12 protein-coding genes, 1 tRNA gene and 3 pseudogenes are annotated in these 16,107 nt (G+C 52.0%); 11 read left to right on the forward strand and 5 right to left on the reverse strand.

Annotation, left to right across the window (positions count from 1 at the left end):
* Positions 1–36 precede the first annotated feature (36 nt).
* A complete protein-coding gene (locus DSD30_RS18955) occupies positions 37–282 on the forward strand; it encodes a hypothetical protein (RefSeq protein WP_114011330.1) in 246 nt (81 codons plus the stop codon).
* Between the two features lie 70 nt (positions 283–352).
* Positions 353–739 (forward strand): annotated as a pseudogene (locus tag DSD30_RS18960) (helix-turn-helix domain-containing protein); the annotation flags it as partial.
* Between the two features lie 67 nt (positions 740–806).
* On the opposite strand, the pseudogene DSD30_RS18965 reads toward DSD30_RS18960, so the two are convergent.
* From DSD30_RS18965 to DSD30_RS18975, 3 genes and pseudogenes are all read right to left on the reverse strand, one after another.
* A pseudogene (locus DSD30_RS18965) lies at positions 807–1,028 on the reverse strand (transposase); the annotation flags it as partial.
* A 97-nt stretch (positions 1,029–1,125) separates the two neighbouring features.
* Positions 1,126–1,962 (reverse strand): annotated as a pseudogene (locus DSD30_RS18970) (IS5 family transposase).
* A gap of 525 nt (positions 1,963–2,487) precedes the next feature.
* Entirely contained in the window at positions 2,488–3,513 is a 1,026-nt protein-coding gene (locus DSD30_RS18975; RefSeq protein WP_114011332.1) for a nucleotidyltransferase family protein, read from the reverse strand.
* Between the two features lie 484 nt (positions 3,514–3,997).
* On the opposite strand from DSD30_RS18975, the gene DSD30_RS18980 reads away from it, so the two are divergent.
* The 9 genes from DSD30_RS18980 (at position 3,998) to DSD30_RS19025 (ending at position 13,896) form a co-directional block, all read left to right on the forward strand.
* Complete coding sequence (locus DSD30_RS18980) at positions 3,998–4,543, forward strand: helix-turn-helix transcriptional regulator (protein ID WP_157967777.1); 546 nt, start codon at positions 3,998–4,000, stop codon at positions 4,541–4,543.
* Between the two features lie 279 nt (positions 4,544–4,822).
* The gene (locus DSD30_RS18985; RefSeq protein ID WP_157967778.1) at positions 4,823–6,655 is read left to right on the forward strand and encodes a hypothetical protein; all 1,833 of its coding nucleotides are present in this window, start codon (positions 4,823–4,825) and stop codon (positions 6,653–6,655) included.
* A complete protein-coding gene (locus tag DSD30_RS18990) occupies positions 6,648–8,123 on the forward strand; it encodes a hypothetical protein (RefSeq protein ID WP_114011335.1) in 1,476 nt (491 codons plus the stop codon). Before DSD30_RS18985 ends, DSD30_RS18990 begins: the two co-directional genes overlap by 8 nt.
* Before the next feature lie 388 nt (positions 8,124–8,511).
* Entirely contained in the window at positions 8,512–9,081 is a 570-nt protein-coding gene (locus DSD30_RS19000; RefSeq protein WP_114011337.1) for a hypothetical protein, read from the forward strand.
* 84 nt (positions 9,082–9,165) lie between these two features.
* Positions 9,166–9,591 (forward strand): hypothetical protein, encoded by a 426-nt coding sequence (locus tag DSD30_RS19005; protein ID WP_114011338.1) that lies wholly within the window; start codon positions 9,166–9,168, stop codon positions 9,589–9,591.
* Between the two features lie 372 nt (positions 9,592–9,963).
* Positions 9,964–11,403 (forward strand): plasmid partitioning protein RepB, encoded by a 1,440-nt coding sequence (gene repB / locus DSD30_RS19010; protein WP_114011339.1) that lies wholly within the window; start codon positions 9,964–9,966, stop codon positions 11,401–11,403.
* A gap of 576 nt (positions 11,404–11,979) precedes the next feature.
* Entirely contained in the window at positions 11,980–12,534 is a 555-nt protein-coding gene (locus tag DSD30_RS19015) for a hypothetical protein (RefSeq protein ID WP_114011340.1), read from the forward strand.
* 86 nt (positions 12,535–12,620) lie between these two features.
* A complete protein-coding gene (locus DSD30_RS19020) occupies positions 12,621–12,983 on the forward strand; it encodes a hypothetical protein (protein ID WP_114011341.1) in 363 nt (120 codons plus the stop codon).
* A gap of 433 nt (positions 12,984–13,416) precedes the next feature.
* On the forward strand, positions 13,417–13,896 hold the full coding sequence (locus DSD30_RS19025) for a hypothetical protein (RefSeq protein ID WP_114011342.1): 480 nt from the start codon (positions 13,417–13,419) through the stop codon (positions 13,894–13,896).
* Between the two features lie 527 nt (positions 13,897–14,423).
* Here the strand turns inward: DSD30_RS19025 and DSD30_RS19030 are convergent.
* A complete protein-coding gene (locus DSD30_RS19030; RefSeq protein ID WP_157967779.1) occupies positions 14,424–15,773 on the reverse strand; it encodes a DUF6538 domain-containing protein in 1,350 nt (449 codons plus the stop codon).
* Between the two features lie 132 nt (positions 15,774–15,905).
* Positions 15,906–15,982: transfer RNA gene (locus tag DSD30_RS19035), tRNA-His, on the reverse strand.
* Positions 15,983–16,107 lie beyond the last annotated feature (125 nt).

The raw sequence follows: 16,107 nt of genomic DNA on the forward strand, positions 1-16,107 counted from the left end.
AATTGCTCCGCAAAGCCAAGTTGATTAAAGTTCTTGATGCCCATTCTGAACGCCTCCTCCAATAATGGGCACTATAGCAACCAACAATCAAAATTACCCGAAATCATTCCGTTTCTCAGAGGGCTCCGAGGTGGCAATTATCTGGCTCTTGCGATGATGGAAGAGATGCAAAAACATGTCGCCGCCCGGGTGAGCCAGCGCAACCAACAGGCTGCCGGAATCAACTGGAAATTCTCCAGAAATGACGCCCGCCAGAAATTCAAACTCGATTCTGGAAAATAATGAGATCAGGTACTAGTCATGTGCAACTGAAATTGATATCATTTTTTGATATCTGTTTCAGGAGGTCATGATGCAGGGGCGTGTGGCAGCGCCGATTTTCTTGAGTGATGAGGAACGGAGCTTCCTTGAAGGACAGGTCCGTCGTCACAAAGTCTCGCGGTCTCTCTCTGACCGGTGCCGTATTATTTTGCTCTGTGCCGAAGGTTTGCCCAGTAAAACTGTCGCTTCCCAGTTGGGTGTACATGAACATACTGTTGGAAAATGGCGCAGACGTTTTGTTCAGGATCGGATTGAAGGCCTCACAGATGAATATCGCGCTGGTCGCCCCCGCACTGTTTCGGACGCGCAGGTTGCCGAAGTCATCAAGCAGACACTTGAGACCACCCCCAAAGATGCAACCCATTGGTCGATCCGTTCGATGGCTAGCGCGACCGGACTATCCCACACAACGATTCATTATCCGTCTCCGTTACGTGGGACGGACTCTACCAAATTCTGGAGGAGGTTTGGGGGCGCAGGTCAACGGGTGGAAAATCCTTCGGCATCATCCGCCATTGGCAACCGCTGCCACCAACATACAGAATTGCATCAATCACATCGCGCATGTTTGTGGAGCGCGGTCGCCCGCCTGACCGCGCTGGCGGCAAGAGTGGTGCTATTATTTCCCACTCCTTGTCAGTCAAATCTGTTGGATAGCGAAGCTTATCCCGGTTATATTGAACCCGAGCGATATCATCCCAAGGCATCTGATCCTCCATCTTCTCATCAAAGACGGTTGAATCACAACCTATTGATATCGCTCAACTACTTTTAAATCCGGCTCTCAGAGTCTGACTCAAAAGTTCAATTGAGATAACAGTATCTTGCAAGCCTACGGGTAAGGAACCTGATACTGGCTACCAATGCCCAGGCGGTTGAGCTTTCGATGCTCTGCTCCCAATCCTAGGCGAGGCGGCGACATCGCCCGAGCCACGCGAAGGTGCGCTCAACCACCCATCTCCTGGGCAAGACCTCAAAGCCCTTGGCCGTGTCGGAACGTTTGATGATTTCAATGGTCCAATCGCCTTGCCCCTTCAACGCAGCCCTCAATTTCTCTCCCGCATATCCGCCATCGGCGAAGACATGACGTAGCCATGGGAAACGCCCCCGAATGCCTTTGAGCACATCAGGCGCTCCATCTCGATCCTGAATGTCAGCGGCATGAATAACGATATACAGCATCAAGCCAATGGTATCGGTTATGATATGCCGCTTGCGCCCCTTGATCTTTTTCCCTGCATCATAGCCGGAAATCCCGCCGCTTTCCGTGGTCTTGACGCTTTGGCTATCAATGACCCCGGCTGTTGGAGTAACTTCTCGCCCTTCCAAGTCCCGGGCACTCATTATCAGGAGGTGGTTGATGGATTGCAACAAGCCTCGATCCCGCCAATCATAGAAATAGCCCTGCACGGTCGTCATCGGCGGAAAGTCCTTGGGCAACATGCGCCATTGGCAGCCGGAACTGGCGATATACAAAATGGCGTTGGCGACATCTCGCAAACTCGTTCTTCTGGGACGACCGCCTGACTTGGCAGGCGGCAACAATGGCTCCAGCAGTGCCCACTCCGCGTCCGTCAAATCGCTTGGATACCGATCCGATTTTCGGCTACGCTCCTGACGGGTGATATCTGTCCAGGTCATTTGATCCTCCATCTCTTCGCAAAGACGGTGAATCACAAACCACTGATATCACTCAACTACTTTTCGGTCAGGCTCTGAGAAAGTGATCCGCAGGAACGTGATCTTCAATCGAAAACTCGTAAAAGAGCGCTGCCTGCGCAACTTGCCTTGGCCCCAGCATTTGCAAATCCCTCCTTCTCTTAAAACGATTGAATCAGGACCAAGCAATTACTTCAAGAGCGACTTTTTCAACACCATTCACCCGATCCGACGTCTGGCCAATCCGGTGGAGCTGAAATCACTGCTCTGCTGCAAAATAGCGCTTTATCCCGCTCAGTGTGTATTTGTACGGACCGCAGCGAATGGCTGCTGTACCTTAGTGAAACGATTGTTCAAATTTCCTAGTGTCATTTCGCCCCTTACCGCAACAGGCCCTGGATATTCACGCCTCAGCCTGTGGGACTTCACGTTCCTTTATACAGATGGACCCAATGGCCGGTGATTATCGATTGAAGTTCGGTCCGGTTCATTGACGCTCCGGCATTGTCATTTCGAGGAGCTTTCCGTCAGGTGTAAAATCTCGCGGACGGACGGGATTTTGTCCAGGCTGGACGCGATGTGCCTGCGCCAGGCGGGTCCGGCGTCCATGGCGGTCTCGTACGCTTCCCGAAGATCGTCCGGGCGGTCCCGCAAAAGGATGCCGATCAGGTATTCGGCCTGGGCGAGGTCCTTTGCGGATTTGAGGTCCCGGTTCCGTCGGCGGTCGGCGACGATGAGCTTGTGGATCGCGTAGCGTTCGGGGCGGGGAACCTGGACGAGGACGCCGGAACGGTAAAGGAACGGGACCTGGATCGGCTCGGCGATCAGGTAGTTCAGGAAATGCAGGCTCTGGGCGGAGACGCCCAGGGCGGGAAGAGAACGGATTTCCTCCGCCTCCTCGAAAGAAGGCGTCAGGAATTCGACGAGTGTTTCCCTGGTGGTTTGGCGCCATTTCCACGTCTTGCCGGGATCGAGGGTGGGAACCGGTTCGAATTCGAGGTCCCGGAACACCTCGTCGAGGGGACGGTCGACGACATCGTCGAGGGCGATCGAGAGGCGCTCGAAGCTGGCAATGTCGATGTCCAGGGTCATGGCGGCCTGGTCGAGGGGTAGGCGTACGCCCAATTCGCCCTCGTAACACCTGAAGGCCTGGGTGCCGACGAGCGTTCCCCCGAGGCGGAAGACGCCGACCTTGGCCATGGCGGACACGGCCTGTCCGTTGGCGACGTCGGAGACGAGGTAGTCCTCGGCGCGCAGGATCCGCATGAGGCGGGACCTGTTCTTGCGGGATTGCTCCCTGTTGCGCGAAATGGCCTCGTGCCGGGATAGGCGATCCCGCATTTCCGGGCCGTCCTCGCCGACATAGCGATGGATCCTGTCGTTGCCGATGCGGTATTGGTCGTACCAGTATTTCCGGCCATTTATGGTCTTGACGTAAGGCGCCCCAAGGTAATCGGGCAGGGAATCGTCCTTGAGGGACCGTTTGAGATCGGTCCATGCGGCGACGCCGGTGGGGGAGTGATAGGATACCATGATCTTACCGTACCAATAATTGTTTGTACGGTAAGGATATTGCGCCCGCGTTGGGAAGTAAAGGGTGTTGATAGTGGGACAGGTCGTTTCCAGATGTCCGGATAATTCGGTCGGTGCCAAGGGACCCGAAGGGAGGTACTCCCTAAAAGCATAATTTGTGGAGTACGGATCGAGCCGAATGTTTCCAATTGTTCGACGGCCGAATTCCGGTTCGGTTATTTCGGGGCGTCGCCCGAAGGATGGCGCTCCGAAAGGCCTTTGCCCAGGCATCGGTAGAGCGACGCCTTGGAAAGGCGATATCGGGCCATGATGTCCTTGATAAGTATTCGATACAATCTAAAGGCGTCCCACGGGTCGCACGCCCCTCCATTTAACTTGATGAATTTCCACGTTAATTCAGATACATAGGGTTTTGTTGAGCTTTCCCCGCATTTTTTTCAAAAATAATTTGGGTTGGGTTTTACCTTTTCCCTATTTGCCAAATATGACCCAGGACAAACACATCACCCGCGCCCAGATTGCCGAGCATTTTGCCGTACCGACACGCAGCCTATCGGGCGTTTTACGCGACATCGGCATCGTGCCGCGTGCCAGCGGCACCCGTTGGTCAGTCATATTTGGGGCCCTCGGACTTGCTGTTGACCAGTCTGCGGAGCACTGGGACGTACTGACCCAGCCCTTGATGACCGCCAAACAGGTGGCAAAGCTGCTCGGTGGGGTCAGCACCTCTATTATCTACCGTTGGGCCAAGGGTCAACAGCCTGCGGGCATGCCCCCATTCCCCAAACCAATTTTGCTCAGTGCTCATCCTCAACCAAAAACCAAGAGGCCGGGTCAGCGCTGGCGCAAAGCCGAGATCTTGGCGTGGGATTGCAGCAAGCCCATGCCTGAATATCGCAGCCTGACTGGTGCCGTCGATGTGCCAGCACTGTCCTCGGCCTCCCTCATCTCTGATGCCAATGCGCCATCACCCGATCAACTCCCGGGCATGTTTGCGCTGCCAGCTCCCATTGAAGGAGAGCCCGAATGATGCCGTGGGACACACACATCAACCCTCTAGCGACCGGACATACCGTTAAGCGACCGGGACACATACACCCGTCTATTTACGGCTCGGGTCAATCGACAGGTGCATGTATCCGGGCCGCAATTGGGCGACCAAAAGTGCGTTTTAGCGACCGTCCCCTGCCCAAAACGGATCGATCGCAGCCAATGGTTAGGCCGAGGCGGAATGGTTCCGAAAAGGCTCTCCTTCACCGAAGAGCCTTTTCGAAACCGTCCCTTTCTCAGCCAATGAATGGAGATACTGATGAACAGTATGTTTGATACAAATCTGCCAATAGTAGCGTCAACGATTTGCGTGGACGCGACGCCAACCCTCGAAGATCTCAAGGTCCACGTAGAGTCCAATCCCGACCTCGCTGACGTCACGAAAGAACGATACGTCCATGCGATCGAGCGGGTTTCGGTCATCCGCAACCAGCCCTTGGCGATGATTCCGGCGTCTCTGGACCTTGTCGAGGTGACTTTCCCGCGCGATGGCTACGATCCCGTTTGGTGGACTACGGAGAGGGCCTATCGTCTGTTCCGGCGACGACTCCAGGCTCCATTGCGGGATTATCTTGGCGTGCGAGAAGCGTTACAGCAGGCTCGTGCTCAACAAGACGGCTGGTCCTACCTGATTGACGCCTGCCTTGATCAATCTGCAGGCATCCCAGAATTGATGGGCTTTCACAGATCGAAGTTTCCGAGTTTGAAACTGCTGGCTGACATTGCCCGGAGGGAAGGCATTCAGCCCCATGACATGGACGCAGAAGTTGCCGGTGTGATCTATCGTGCGGCGCCGTCCGGCAAACGAGAAACCGTTTCAAAGGGCTTGAAGCTCTTTGATCGACTGCGCGATTATGAGTTTGCCGCTCCCTACCTTCCCTACGACAAAATCGGCTTCTCAGCTTCGCGCCTCCGTCAACAGCAGAACTCATTGCCGGCCCATTGGGAGGCAGAGTTTGAGTTGATATTTGCGATGATGAACGAGCACAATGTCGACCCGGTGACCCAGGAAATCACAGCTCTCAGCCCGGAAACCAAGACATTCTTCCGCGCAGCTATGCGAGGGCTTGCCCGTACCTATCTCAAGGCTCACCCTCATATCAATCGGGACAAGGATTGGATCAATCTGTGCTCTTTCCGCAGCAATATCAATGCTCTGGCAACAGCGATGATCGACCGCTGCAAGTTGCCCAAAGGGGCCGAAGACAAAATCGCACCTCGGACTGCCCGCAAATACCTTTCCAAACTCGCCCGGGTCCTCCACGAGTTCGCACCAGATTCTTTCGGTCTGCAAGAGCTTACCCAGATCCTGAAAAACAATGAGATTCTTCAGGAAGGCAAAGAGGCTGATTCGAAGATGACGCCGGAAAACATCAAGTTCTGTCAGAGCCTCTTCGACGATAAAAAACTGAAAACGCGCTTTCTCACCTCGTACAGGGTGTTCTTCGAGGAGGCTGTTCAAATGATGAATGACGTAGCGTCACAAGGTCGTGAACTCAGCTGCTATGAGCGAATTAAGGTGCGCTGGCTCGGCACCTGTGCTGCCTTTTGTGCCTTGGAGCTTGGTGGCATGCCCATTCGTATCGAAAATGCCATGGGTCTGACGATGCATGGCGTCGATGCGCAGATCAAAATATTGCAGCGCAACAAGAAGGAAGCAAAGATTCGGGTTCCGAAGGGATTGGTTAAAAATAAGAAACCCATCCGTTTCGAGCTCAAACCTCACACAAATGGGTATCTCGAAGTCCTCACTTGGTATGTCGATGTCATAAGACCGATGTTCGAGCATGCCGATTCAAACCCTTATTTCTTCCCGGCTCCTAAAAGTGCCTCCAAGTCCATGAGTGAGGGTTACTTTTGCGAACAGTTCGCAAAGTATACTCGTTCTGTTCTCGGACTGCCCATGACCCCTCACCAGATGCGCCACGGACAGGTCTCGCTACTGCTCCAAAGGTATCCCGAGCGGATTCTAATCATTGCCCACCGGATCGGTGACACCCTCAAGACAATGTTTGACTACTACGGTTGGATTGACGAGGTCCGCCTGATCGAGGAAGGCCAGATGATGATCGCGGAGATGACTGATGAATAAACCTGTCACCAACCAACAGCATGGCAAAAACCCCTCTCGGGACAAGAGGGGGGGCGTTCCTTCGGACGCCGATTTATTGGCCCCCTACAAGTCCATACTGACCTTCGATCAGCTGACTGAAATTCATCAAAACCGCCTGCTCAAATTCCTGCATTTCGCCCATGTGCGGAATATTAAAACGCCAACCAAACAAGATTTCCTGGATTTTTCCATTGACCGCGAGCCAGCGGGCATGTTGATACGTTTGCGTGAGGTCTTCCAGATTCTGTTTCCCGGACATCCTATGATCGTCTTTGATCTTAACGAAGCAATTCTTGAGAAGACGCGCATATATGAGGCCAATCATCGTGCGCCCCGCCAGAAGAAGCGAAGAAAACCTGCCCAATATAGTATCGACATAGCCGGTTGGCCTGCAAACTGGCAGGCTGTTTGGCACCAAATGCAAAGCCGTCAATGTCCTTCAGGCCATAAGCCTTTTGCCGAATCCACGCTTCAAATCATACAAGAAGTATTGAGTGGGTATGTTTGGGCCCTCACCAATGCGGGCTTACCCATAGAAATCAATGTGGAGAACCTGAAAGCCTATGAGGAGGCAAGGAAGGAACGGGCCCCCAAGGACGAAGAAGCGGCCTATATGAATCAGGGGAAACGTGCTGAAACCTTCAGGACTGCAACGAGGCGTCTGATCCAGTTTGGCACCGAGCTCGGCATTGATCCGGCTATTCTGGACAATTTTCGCATTCACGAAAAATTTCTTGAAAAGGCGGCTGAGGGCGAGGAATCCCTCAAATATGGGCGTCTTGGGGGTGTACCAGACTATAGAACTATCTACAGATGTGCATGTACCCTCCTTCTCGAAAGCTCTAAGGTCAGGCACCGAAAAAGCAGATGCACGTTGCGCAATGAAGCAGCCGTCATTGCGCTCTGGATGTTCATGCCTCTTCGCCTCACTGACGGGCAACTACGCTGGGGATCCGACATAGATTTTCGTGGTGGCCGCTATTGCATTGATGTCTCGACCAACAAGACTGGCAAGCGGATCATGGTAAGGCTGCATCCCAAGATTGACCAATTCTTTGACGCACTCATTTTGGGGGAACTCAGTCATGATCTTGGACCAGCACAACTTGCTCTAGAAAGAGAGAAACTGGTCAAGAATGAGATGCCGGTGTTCAGAACTTTAGAAGGAAAAATGCTTCATAAGAAATTCCCTTCTCGAACATGGAACAAGCATTTCGGCACCGGCGCTCATATCGCCCGGACCAAGGCGCATACTGAACTTGGCAAGCAAGGGGAGGCTGGTATGAACAGGGCGCTAGCCCTTTGCGCTCAGACCAGTTTCAAAACCCGGTTGCATTATCAGGCAGAAGCCGTAGACGCTGCCATGGTCTCGCAATCCCAGGACATGATGGACGACATGATCGCAGAAGCGATCCTCGACCTCGACTCGTCGGAGGAGGAAGAATGACGCGCATATGATGAGATGAAACACACATCATCATCATAGTCACTTTTTCTAATTGGAAGATCACGATCTAAACTGAAACCGCCCCTTTCGGCCACAACCGAAAGGGGCGGTTTAGCTTTATACGAGCACAGAAACGATAAGCTTTCCCGATCCGATAAGACTCCAAACTCCGCCAAGAATGGTTGCTAGCCAATATCTCCCCCAACGGCCTGGCATAGAACTCTATCGGGTAAACTCCCCAATCTTCCAGCAAATTTTGCAAACATGGCGATCCAGCTTGATCGCGGCAGCGGGACGACGCCGCGATCAATCCGGTCCGCAAGATTCAAACAGTGAAGGACTTGGTCAGACCAGGCGTCGAAATCAACCCCAACCATGGAGATCATGCATGTTTGATGATGATGCCACCAAGACCAGCGGCCAACTGGCCCCAAATTGGCTTGATGATGTGATGCCCGGCGATGTCGTGTTGTTTGCCGATTACCCGCGATATGGGAATTCCAACGAGCTTCCGGAGCCGTCCCCACACCTCGTTTTCAGCCGCCACATGGTCGAAGACAACACCTTTGTTGTTCTCACCGCCGGGGCCGAGATCGGATCACGCGAACAACGGTCGATTGAGATTCACGTCGCACGGACTCAGACGATAAAAGCCGCCGGGCTTACATCGCCAATATCGTTCAACCTTAACCACCGCGTAATCGTTTGCGGGGCCCACGAGGGATATTGCCTGCAGCCGACCGGCTCCGCCGTAATTGGCAAGTTGATAGGCGAGCAACTCACCCGCCTCCAAGCATATCGGACACAGGGCAGGATTCAGACCAATTTGCAATCCTGCCAATGGGCCGCTCAACATCTGTTCCCTCGTGACCCCTCAGACCTGGCTGCCAGGCGGAAATGGATTATCCCCATTCCCTATGCCGTCTCCGAAATGGCCCAGTCTTCAACAGAGATCTAGGTGCGGTCTTTCCTGCCCTCTCAATCGGGGGCAGGACAATCCCTCCCTCGATCCCTTCCATTTTCAGGATATAGGAGAAATCCCATGACGGATATCCAGCATTCCTTCCGCCGTCCACTCGATATTTCGCTCACGCTTCAACAAGAGCGCCGCGAGATTGATCAAGCCGACGAAACTTTGGCTAGCGCAATGACCAAGGCATACGATGTTATCGACATTGTCAACGACATGGCCTTCATCGATCCCGGAGATGCCCGTATCGTTGACACCTGTTTGGCACAGTTCAAGCCCCATATTCTCGAATGCAACATGTTGGGCACGGATTTCCAGTCTGTCGGTACAGCATTGCACGACGCCATTCTCGCGACCCGGGTCAAACCCGAAGACAGGGATGACCGAGATTGTGTCATAGAGCTGCTCCGCTCGATTGTCTTTGGGACAAGGCGGCTGATGTGCTTATTTGCTGCCGACAAGGCAACACAGGCCATCCGCGATACCAAAGGTGCATAGCATTGACCAGCGGGCTCAATCAGCCCGCTGCCCATTCGCCTACCAGTTCAGGTTTTCAAATTATGGCTGAGAAATGCCCAAAAATTGTTGCTCATCATCCCCCTTTCCTTGTTAGGGCTTCAGCAACCATGAAACACAATCATGAGCATGCTTTTGTCCACTATTAACAATAGCAGTATACACGTGGAAATAGACAAAAAGCAGAAATTGAACCCAGGAATCATATGATCTTGGTGTAAAATTCTGCCTCATTTCATCGTGCGTACTGCCGGAAATTGGCGACAAACAACCGTCGCAAGGTTTTCGCAAATTCTATAACCACCCTCTGAACCAACATCGACAGGTTCGTTGAAATATAGCAGAGTTAGAAAAATGCCCGATATTCAATCTTTGTTCGGTCCCATCGATGATGGACACATGGCAGAAATCGCTGGAATGGCACAAAGCCTTCTCAAAGAAAAGTGCCTTAAGGACTTGGAGCTGAAGAGTAAGGCTGTAAAAATCCTGTCTTCTTACATTGGGGACAGCCCGGTCAGTACCAACAGGATAAGCCCCGAAGAAAAAGCTAAAATCCTTCAAGCTTTGCATGACAATAAGCATGAGCTCCAGTATCCAATTTCAGCATTTGTCGTACAGAGACCAGTTAATGATAAACTCAGTGGAAATAAAAAGAGTCGCTGCCTGGAGAGAGGAAAAATTCTTTCTGCTTGGCTGCTTGTTTTAGCATTGCTATTGCTATCCCATAGAGAATCTAAGCTGCACATTATGGACGGCCTTACTAACGCCCGTTTACTGAAAGCAAATAGTGCAGAAGCTCTCGCCAGACCCAAAGATTTTAGTGCGACAAGTTTGGAAGCCCTTCGCGATATGCTTTCCAAAATCATGGAAACCGAATTTCTTGATGAGGCCACAATAAAATATTTCAATGGCGTACTTGCCTTTATAGATTATGCAATTGAAAATCTACCACGCGATCTCAAGATGGTCCAAATCTCCACCTCTGACATCGATGCCTCAACTGCATTTACTCCTCGCCTCCGCGAAGCAGGCGAGGAGGATGAAATAGAAGCCTTACGAAAGTCAATTCTGGAAAATGGCCAGGAAGTGCCAATTGTCGTCCGGCCACATCCTGACCGCAAGGCTGATGATGACCAATATCAACTTGTCTATGGAGCACGGCGCCATGAAGCTATTCACGGACTCGACGACAACCTCATATATGCCATTGTAAAAGAAGATACTGACTTAGAGGTTCTCATTGCACAGGGCAATGAGAACTGTCACCGGAAAAATTTAACTTTCATTGAAAAGGCAGTGTTTGCCGAGCGAGTTCGAAAAGCAAGTGTTGGGCACCAAGAAACAGCAAACGTGATGTCCGCTCTTGGCGTCGATGATACCGAAGCCTCCAAACTCAAACGTGTTTACGACTCCGCAAATGTTTTCATCCATGCAATAGGGCCCGCACCGTCAATAGGACGCCCTCGTTGGGAAGAATTCGCCAGTTTGCTGAAAAATGAACAGAAGCTCCTCCAAGCTAAGGAAATTATCGAAGAAGGGGATTTCAAAGAGCAATCAACCTCCGACAAGCGGTTCATTTTCCTTTTTGAGCGTCTCAAAAACAAGAAACGAGAAAAAGGTGAACGCAAACCCTTGATAGATGGGAATGATGCTGTGGGTCACTATGTGCGTACCGGGGAGTGGACAAACATCCGTATGGACAGTGGCTTTGCCGATTACTTACGTGACCAATGGCAAGAACTGTATTCAGATTATGAAAACGAAAACAAGCGTAAGGCGCAACAAAGCGCTTGATCAAAACATCGGTGGGCGATTTACCAATAAACCTGTCTGTTTCGGTTTGGCGGGAATGGTGGAAGCCGGTGTGTTGGTAGCGGTTTCCGACATATCCTCATAAATTTATGATTCTTGCGAAATCATTGTCGACGACGCCCAAAGTTGGCAGCTGCCAACTTTGGGCGTTGTCACATTTGGTAAGTTTCCCTTGTCCGGGAACTGCAAGGGCGTAGCAGTTACTTGTCCCAAGACATTAGAGCAAGCCCCAACGAAGCGAAATGACCTGTCCCCCAAAGGCCGCGAATACAGTTGCCTGCCAACTGCACATGGCCAACCATTGATTGATTAACGTTCAGAGAATCGAGAACTCCTCGCCGAACTTAGCATGGGTTCTGTTTCACAATTTCGCCCCCTTGGAAATGGCCTGTCACAACAACAGTGACGGGCCGTTTGTTTTTAGAGGTCCATTTAAGTGCACAGCAAACCAGATCAAGCGCGGCAGCGGGACGACGCCGCGCTCGATCCGGTTCGCGATATTCAGATAGAGAAGGATTTGGCCAGCGTCAGAAACAACCCAACCATGGAGATTATCCAATGCTGGATATTCAAAGACCTTCGGCAATCAGTGGGCTCGACAATCTGACTCCCGGCGATGTCGTCCTGTTTGACGAGCCCTCGCCCTTCAGGGATGCGGAGCAGCCGCCAGAACCCTGCCCATTCCTCGTATTTGATCTACACAACCTCAAGAACAACAGATTTGTCATCTTGGCTGCGGAATCCCCTTTCCAATCCTCCGCACGTTGCCCCTTTGACATCTATGTCAATCGAGCGTTTGCGATACGAGCTGCAGGCCTTTCCTCGCCGACCTCCTTCAACCTGCATCACCGTATCATCGTGGTCGATGACCACGAGGGATATTGCCTGCAGACAGACGGCACAGCCGTAACCGGCAAATTAGCGAGTGCAGAGCAAGCTCAGCTCCAAGCCTTCCGGACGCCAGAACGGATCGAAGCAAATCTGCAATCGTGCAAGTGGGCCATGAAACATTTTCTACCTCGCAGGCGCAGCATCTCCGATGCCCGTCGCAAGGTGATCGCCCCGGCTCCCTACTCCCTGCCAGAGCAGCCCCAACCATCAGCCGAGATCTAGGCGATGTCTTTCCGGCCCTTTGTCACGAGGGCCGGACAATTCATCCCTCGCTTCCGACCAACCTTGTTTCCCTTAGGAGAAAGCTAATGACCAACCACCACCATTCTTTCAACAACAGCTCCTTGAGCCTGTACCACACCGTGAAATACGACCAGGCCGAGATCGCTCGGGCTGACGAAACCCAGGCCTTAGCGATGATGATGGCCTACGAGGTGGGTGAAATCACCTACAAAGTCACCAAGCAGACAGACAAGACGTCCGATAGGATTATTGCCCAAACCGAGCGTTTCGAGGGCATGGTCGAGAACTGCGCGATGCCTGATAAGGCATTCCATCACGTTGCCACGGCGCTTCTGGAAACCATTGTCGACATGCCGGTTGAACCCCAGGACAGGGCGCAACACGAAATCGCAACATACAAGCTTCCATCAGTTCCTAAGGCAACCTGACGGCGTACAAATCTCCTCGCTGCCAGACAGGCGATCTAGGCCATTCGTTACCCTCGACTATTCATTTGATCCTCACCAGGGGGCTCAACCGCCCCGCGGGTCCCTCCACCAAAGGCTGGGCACGGGTGTTACCGACAGATACATGCCCTTCGTTCAACGGCGGCAGTCACACCGTCAATGTACATGACCGAACGCCATCGGTGCCCCAAACCGGCAACGTCGACGACGAAAACCTTTCCCTCACATCTGCCCCGCCGATGGGCTGCGAGCGCTCAAGCCGCCACTTCGCCAGCGCATAGCGAATGGCAGGAGCGCATGTAGGTACTGGGCTTTTGCCCGGCAGCGGAATCGACGCCGGGCAAAAGCCCAACCCACTTCTATCAAGGAGCAGAGCGGTCCCGGACTTTCCCACAAGAACAAGGAATAATGACAGATGCTCATCAAGACCGATCACTCTATCCCCAATCAACCCGATAGCTGGAAATGCACACTGAGCTGGGGAGACATAGCCATGTTTCGGTTTCCCCTATCGCTCGGCAGGACAAGGCAGCTCTCGAAAGCCCTGCCCTGCCTCATCCTCGACATCGACGATTTTGCCGAAGATCGTTTTGCCACGTTGGCATATGGCATCGATGCAGACACCACCCCACCAAGCACCTACGAAACTTTGGTTTCCAGGCCGGTAGCATTGGTCAGGGCAGGATTGGAAACCCCTACGCGGTTCGTTGGTCAACACCGCCTCACGGTTTCCCTGCACAACAAGGGCTTTATGCTCGCTGCGGATGGCTCACCCGTTATCGGGAAACTGACCGGAATAGAACGAGCCCGTTTCAGCAAACTGCGCGCCCGCATTCGGGCCGAGGTTGATATCGCAGCGAATTATCGGTCCGAGCGTCGTCGCAAACAAGCATAGCAATTGCCGAAGCCGAAGCATCAGGGGCAAATTGGAAACATATTCTAATATTAGTCAAAATGCAGATCTTATTTTAGAAAATAATTCCATAAATTCGCTTTTCATGCATGAGAATGAACCAATTTTCCGAGACAAGCACGAACGAACTCTTATCGAAACGCCTCCCGGAAGGGCCGCCAAATGGAAGACCAACCATTTACCCCTGAACAGCTTGCAGAACGCTGGCAATGTTCCAAGACCATCGTCCATTCGATGATTGAGGATGGTGTATTAACGTTTTCTCCATCCTCGAAAAGAAACCCATTTGGCTTTCTCGTCCAATCGACGGCCGGGCGCTCTCTTTGTCGGCCGCAAACTTCACGGATCGAGATTGATGCGTCTTGAGAAAACAATTACTGCAGAACGTGTCAGAAAGGCCATTGATGGCCTCTTATTGATCCATGATACATGTCCGCATGAGTCTGACTACAAACTACTGGAAGCACTTGAACAAGAACTTTCCATATTGTGCCGCCAAGACCCGTTTACTAAATATCGTCAAGCAGATCCGCATCAAACTCCAACTGAATAGATTTCACAGCCTCCTGTTTCAGCTTCAAGCTACCAAATTTACCGTATATTTCGCGATCAATATCGTGTCCCATCAGGTATTTGCGCATTTCCTCATCTACATGCGCTTCTTTCAACCGATCTTCAAAGCTGTGTCGCAAGCTACCCAGCGATTGACCCTCGCCAAACAACCCGCGCACTCGAAAGAGCTTGTTAGCATTCGACGAAAGCGTTTTGCGCTTAACCCTGTAATGCGGGAAGCCGTCATTTTCTTTGATCTTTTTGGCAGCTGCAAGCGCAACCCCCACCAAAGGAATTATGCGCTCTGAATTGTGATTTTTAACCGTCTTGCCGGATCGCTTGAAGATCTTGAGATGCGGGATTTCATGATCTAGCTCGATATCCTTGGCGCGCATGGTCAACAGTTCAGCCATGCGAGCACCAGTCTCTACCAATAGATAGGCCAGCAAGCGCACCTCGACATGCATCCCCTCATGCTTTCCAGCTGTCAGAAAAGCCGCTTGAATCTCCTCGACCAAGAATGGTTCCTTGGTTCCTTCCTGGTCGTTATCGAAGGAAAAACCCTCTAGTGGATTCTCATATCCCTTGATTTTCAAATGCGCATGATACTGATTGAGCGGTTTGCGAATGTTGCCAATATGTCGGTTGGCATAGTTTCCGCCAATCTGGCTTTCTGTTGGATGCTGTCCTGTTACCCGCTGAACCAAGTAGTCATAAAACTGGAGGCCCTCGTCCTGACCGATCAGATGGATAGGAGCACGGCCGACCACCTCATGAAATAGATCAATAGACGCCAGCCTTTGCTTCCGCCAATCATCCCGGCCTTCCTGATCTTTTGCTGCAAGCTTTTGCGCCTCAACCGTTTCCATTACGTGTTTTAGGACATCTTCCAGATAAACATCAGGCTCCCCAACCCGTCCCAACAAGGCCGAGACTTCATTCGATCTTGGCTTACCATTCTCGGTTAGCTTTTCAATGCGCCTGACAAGCTCCTCAACGTTCTCGGGCAGGGCAAGTTTATCAGAGGGGATGTAGTCGAAACGCATAGCCTTGGCGCGCGAGATCGCTGCTTCATAACGACGAACGGCCACAGGTGTTGTTTGCCCTTCCATTCGCAATTCGGTCCAGTAATCATCGTCTGCCTTCTCAGTTGCATCGCGGCGCAAGCGCGCCGTGCCCAAATGATCCGTATCGAGAGATCTGCGAATCATGGCTTCATCATAGTGTTTAGCAACATCAACAGGAACGCGCCGTACATAATGCCAGCGCCTCCCACGTTCTTGCAGGTAGCGATCTTCTTTGCGCATCTGGAGACCCATGTTACACAATTCGTTACACAAATTGTTACACAAAATCGCACACACCACAACTGTCCAGGCAAGCCTACCGGCTATCAAGTTGATTTTTATGGAAAATTTAGCATATCAATATCAGGGAAATGGTACAGTCGGGTGGATTTGAACCACCGACCTTCGGAGCCACAATCCGACGCTCTAACCAACTGAGCTACGACTGCACAACACCTGAATGTGGTGGGTTTATTAGGCGGGCTGCGAAGCAAATGCAAGGGCTGATTTGATCTCTGCCCACAGCTTGTCAAAAAAATGTCACTATAGGCAGGCTTTTCCAAAGACTATGCCC

The sequence above is a fragment of the Cohaesibacter intestini genome (assembly GCF_003324485.1).
Classification (GTDB): domain Bacteria; phylum Pseudomonadota; class Alphaproteobacteria; order Rhizobiales; family Cohaesibacteraceae; genus Cohaesibacter; species Cohaesibacter intestini.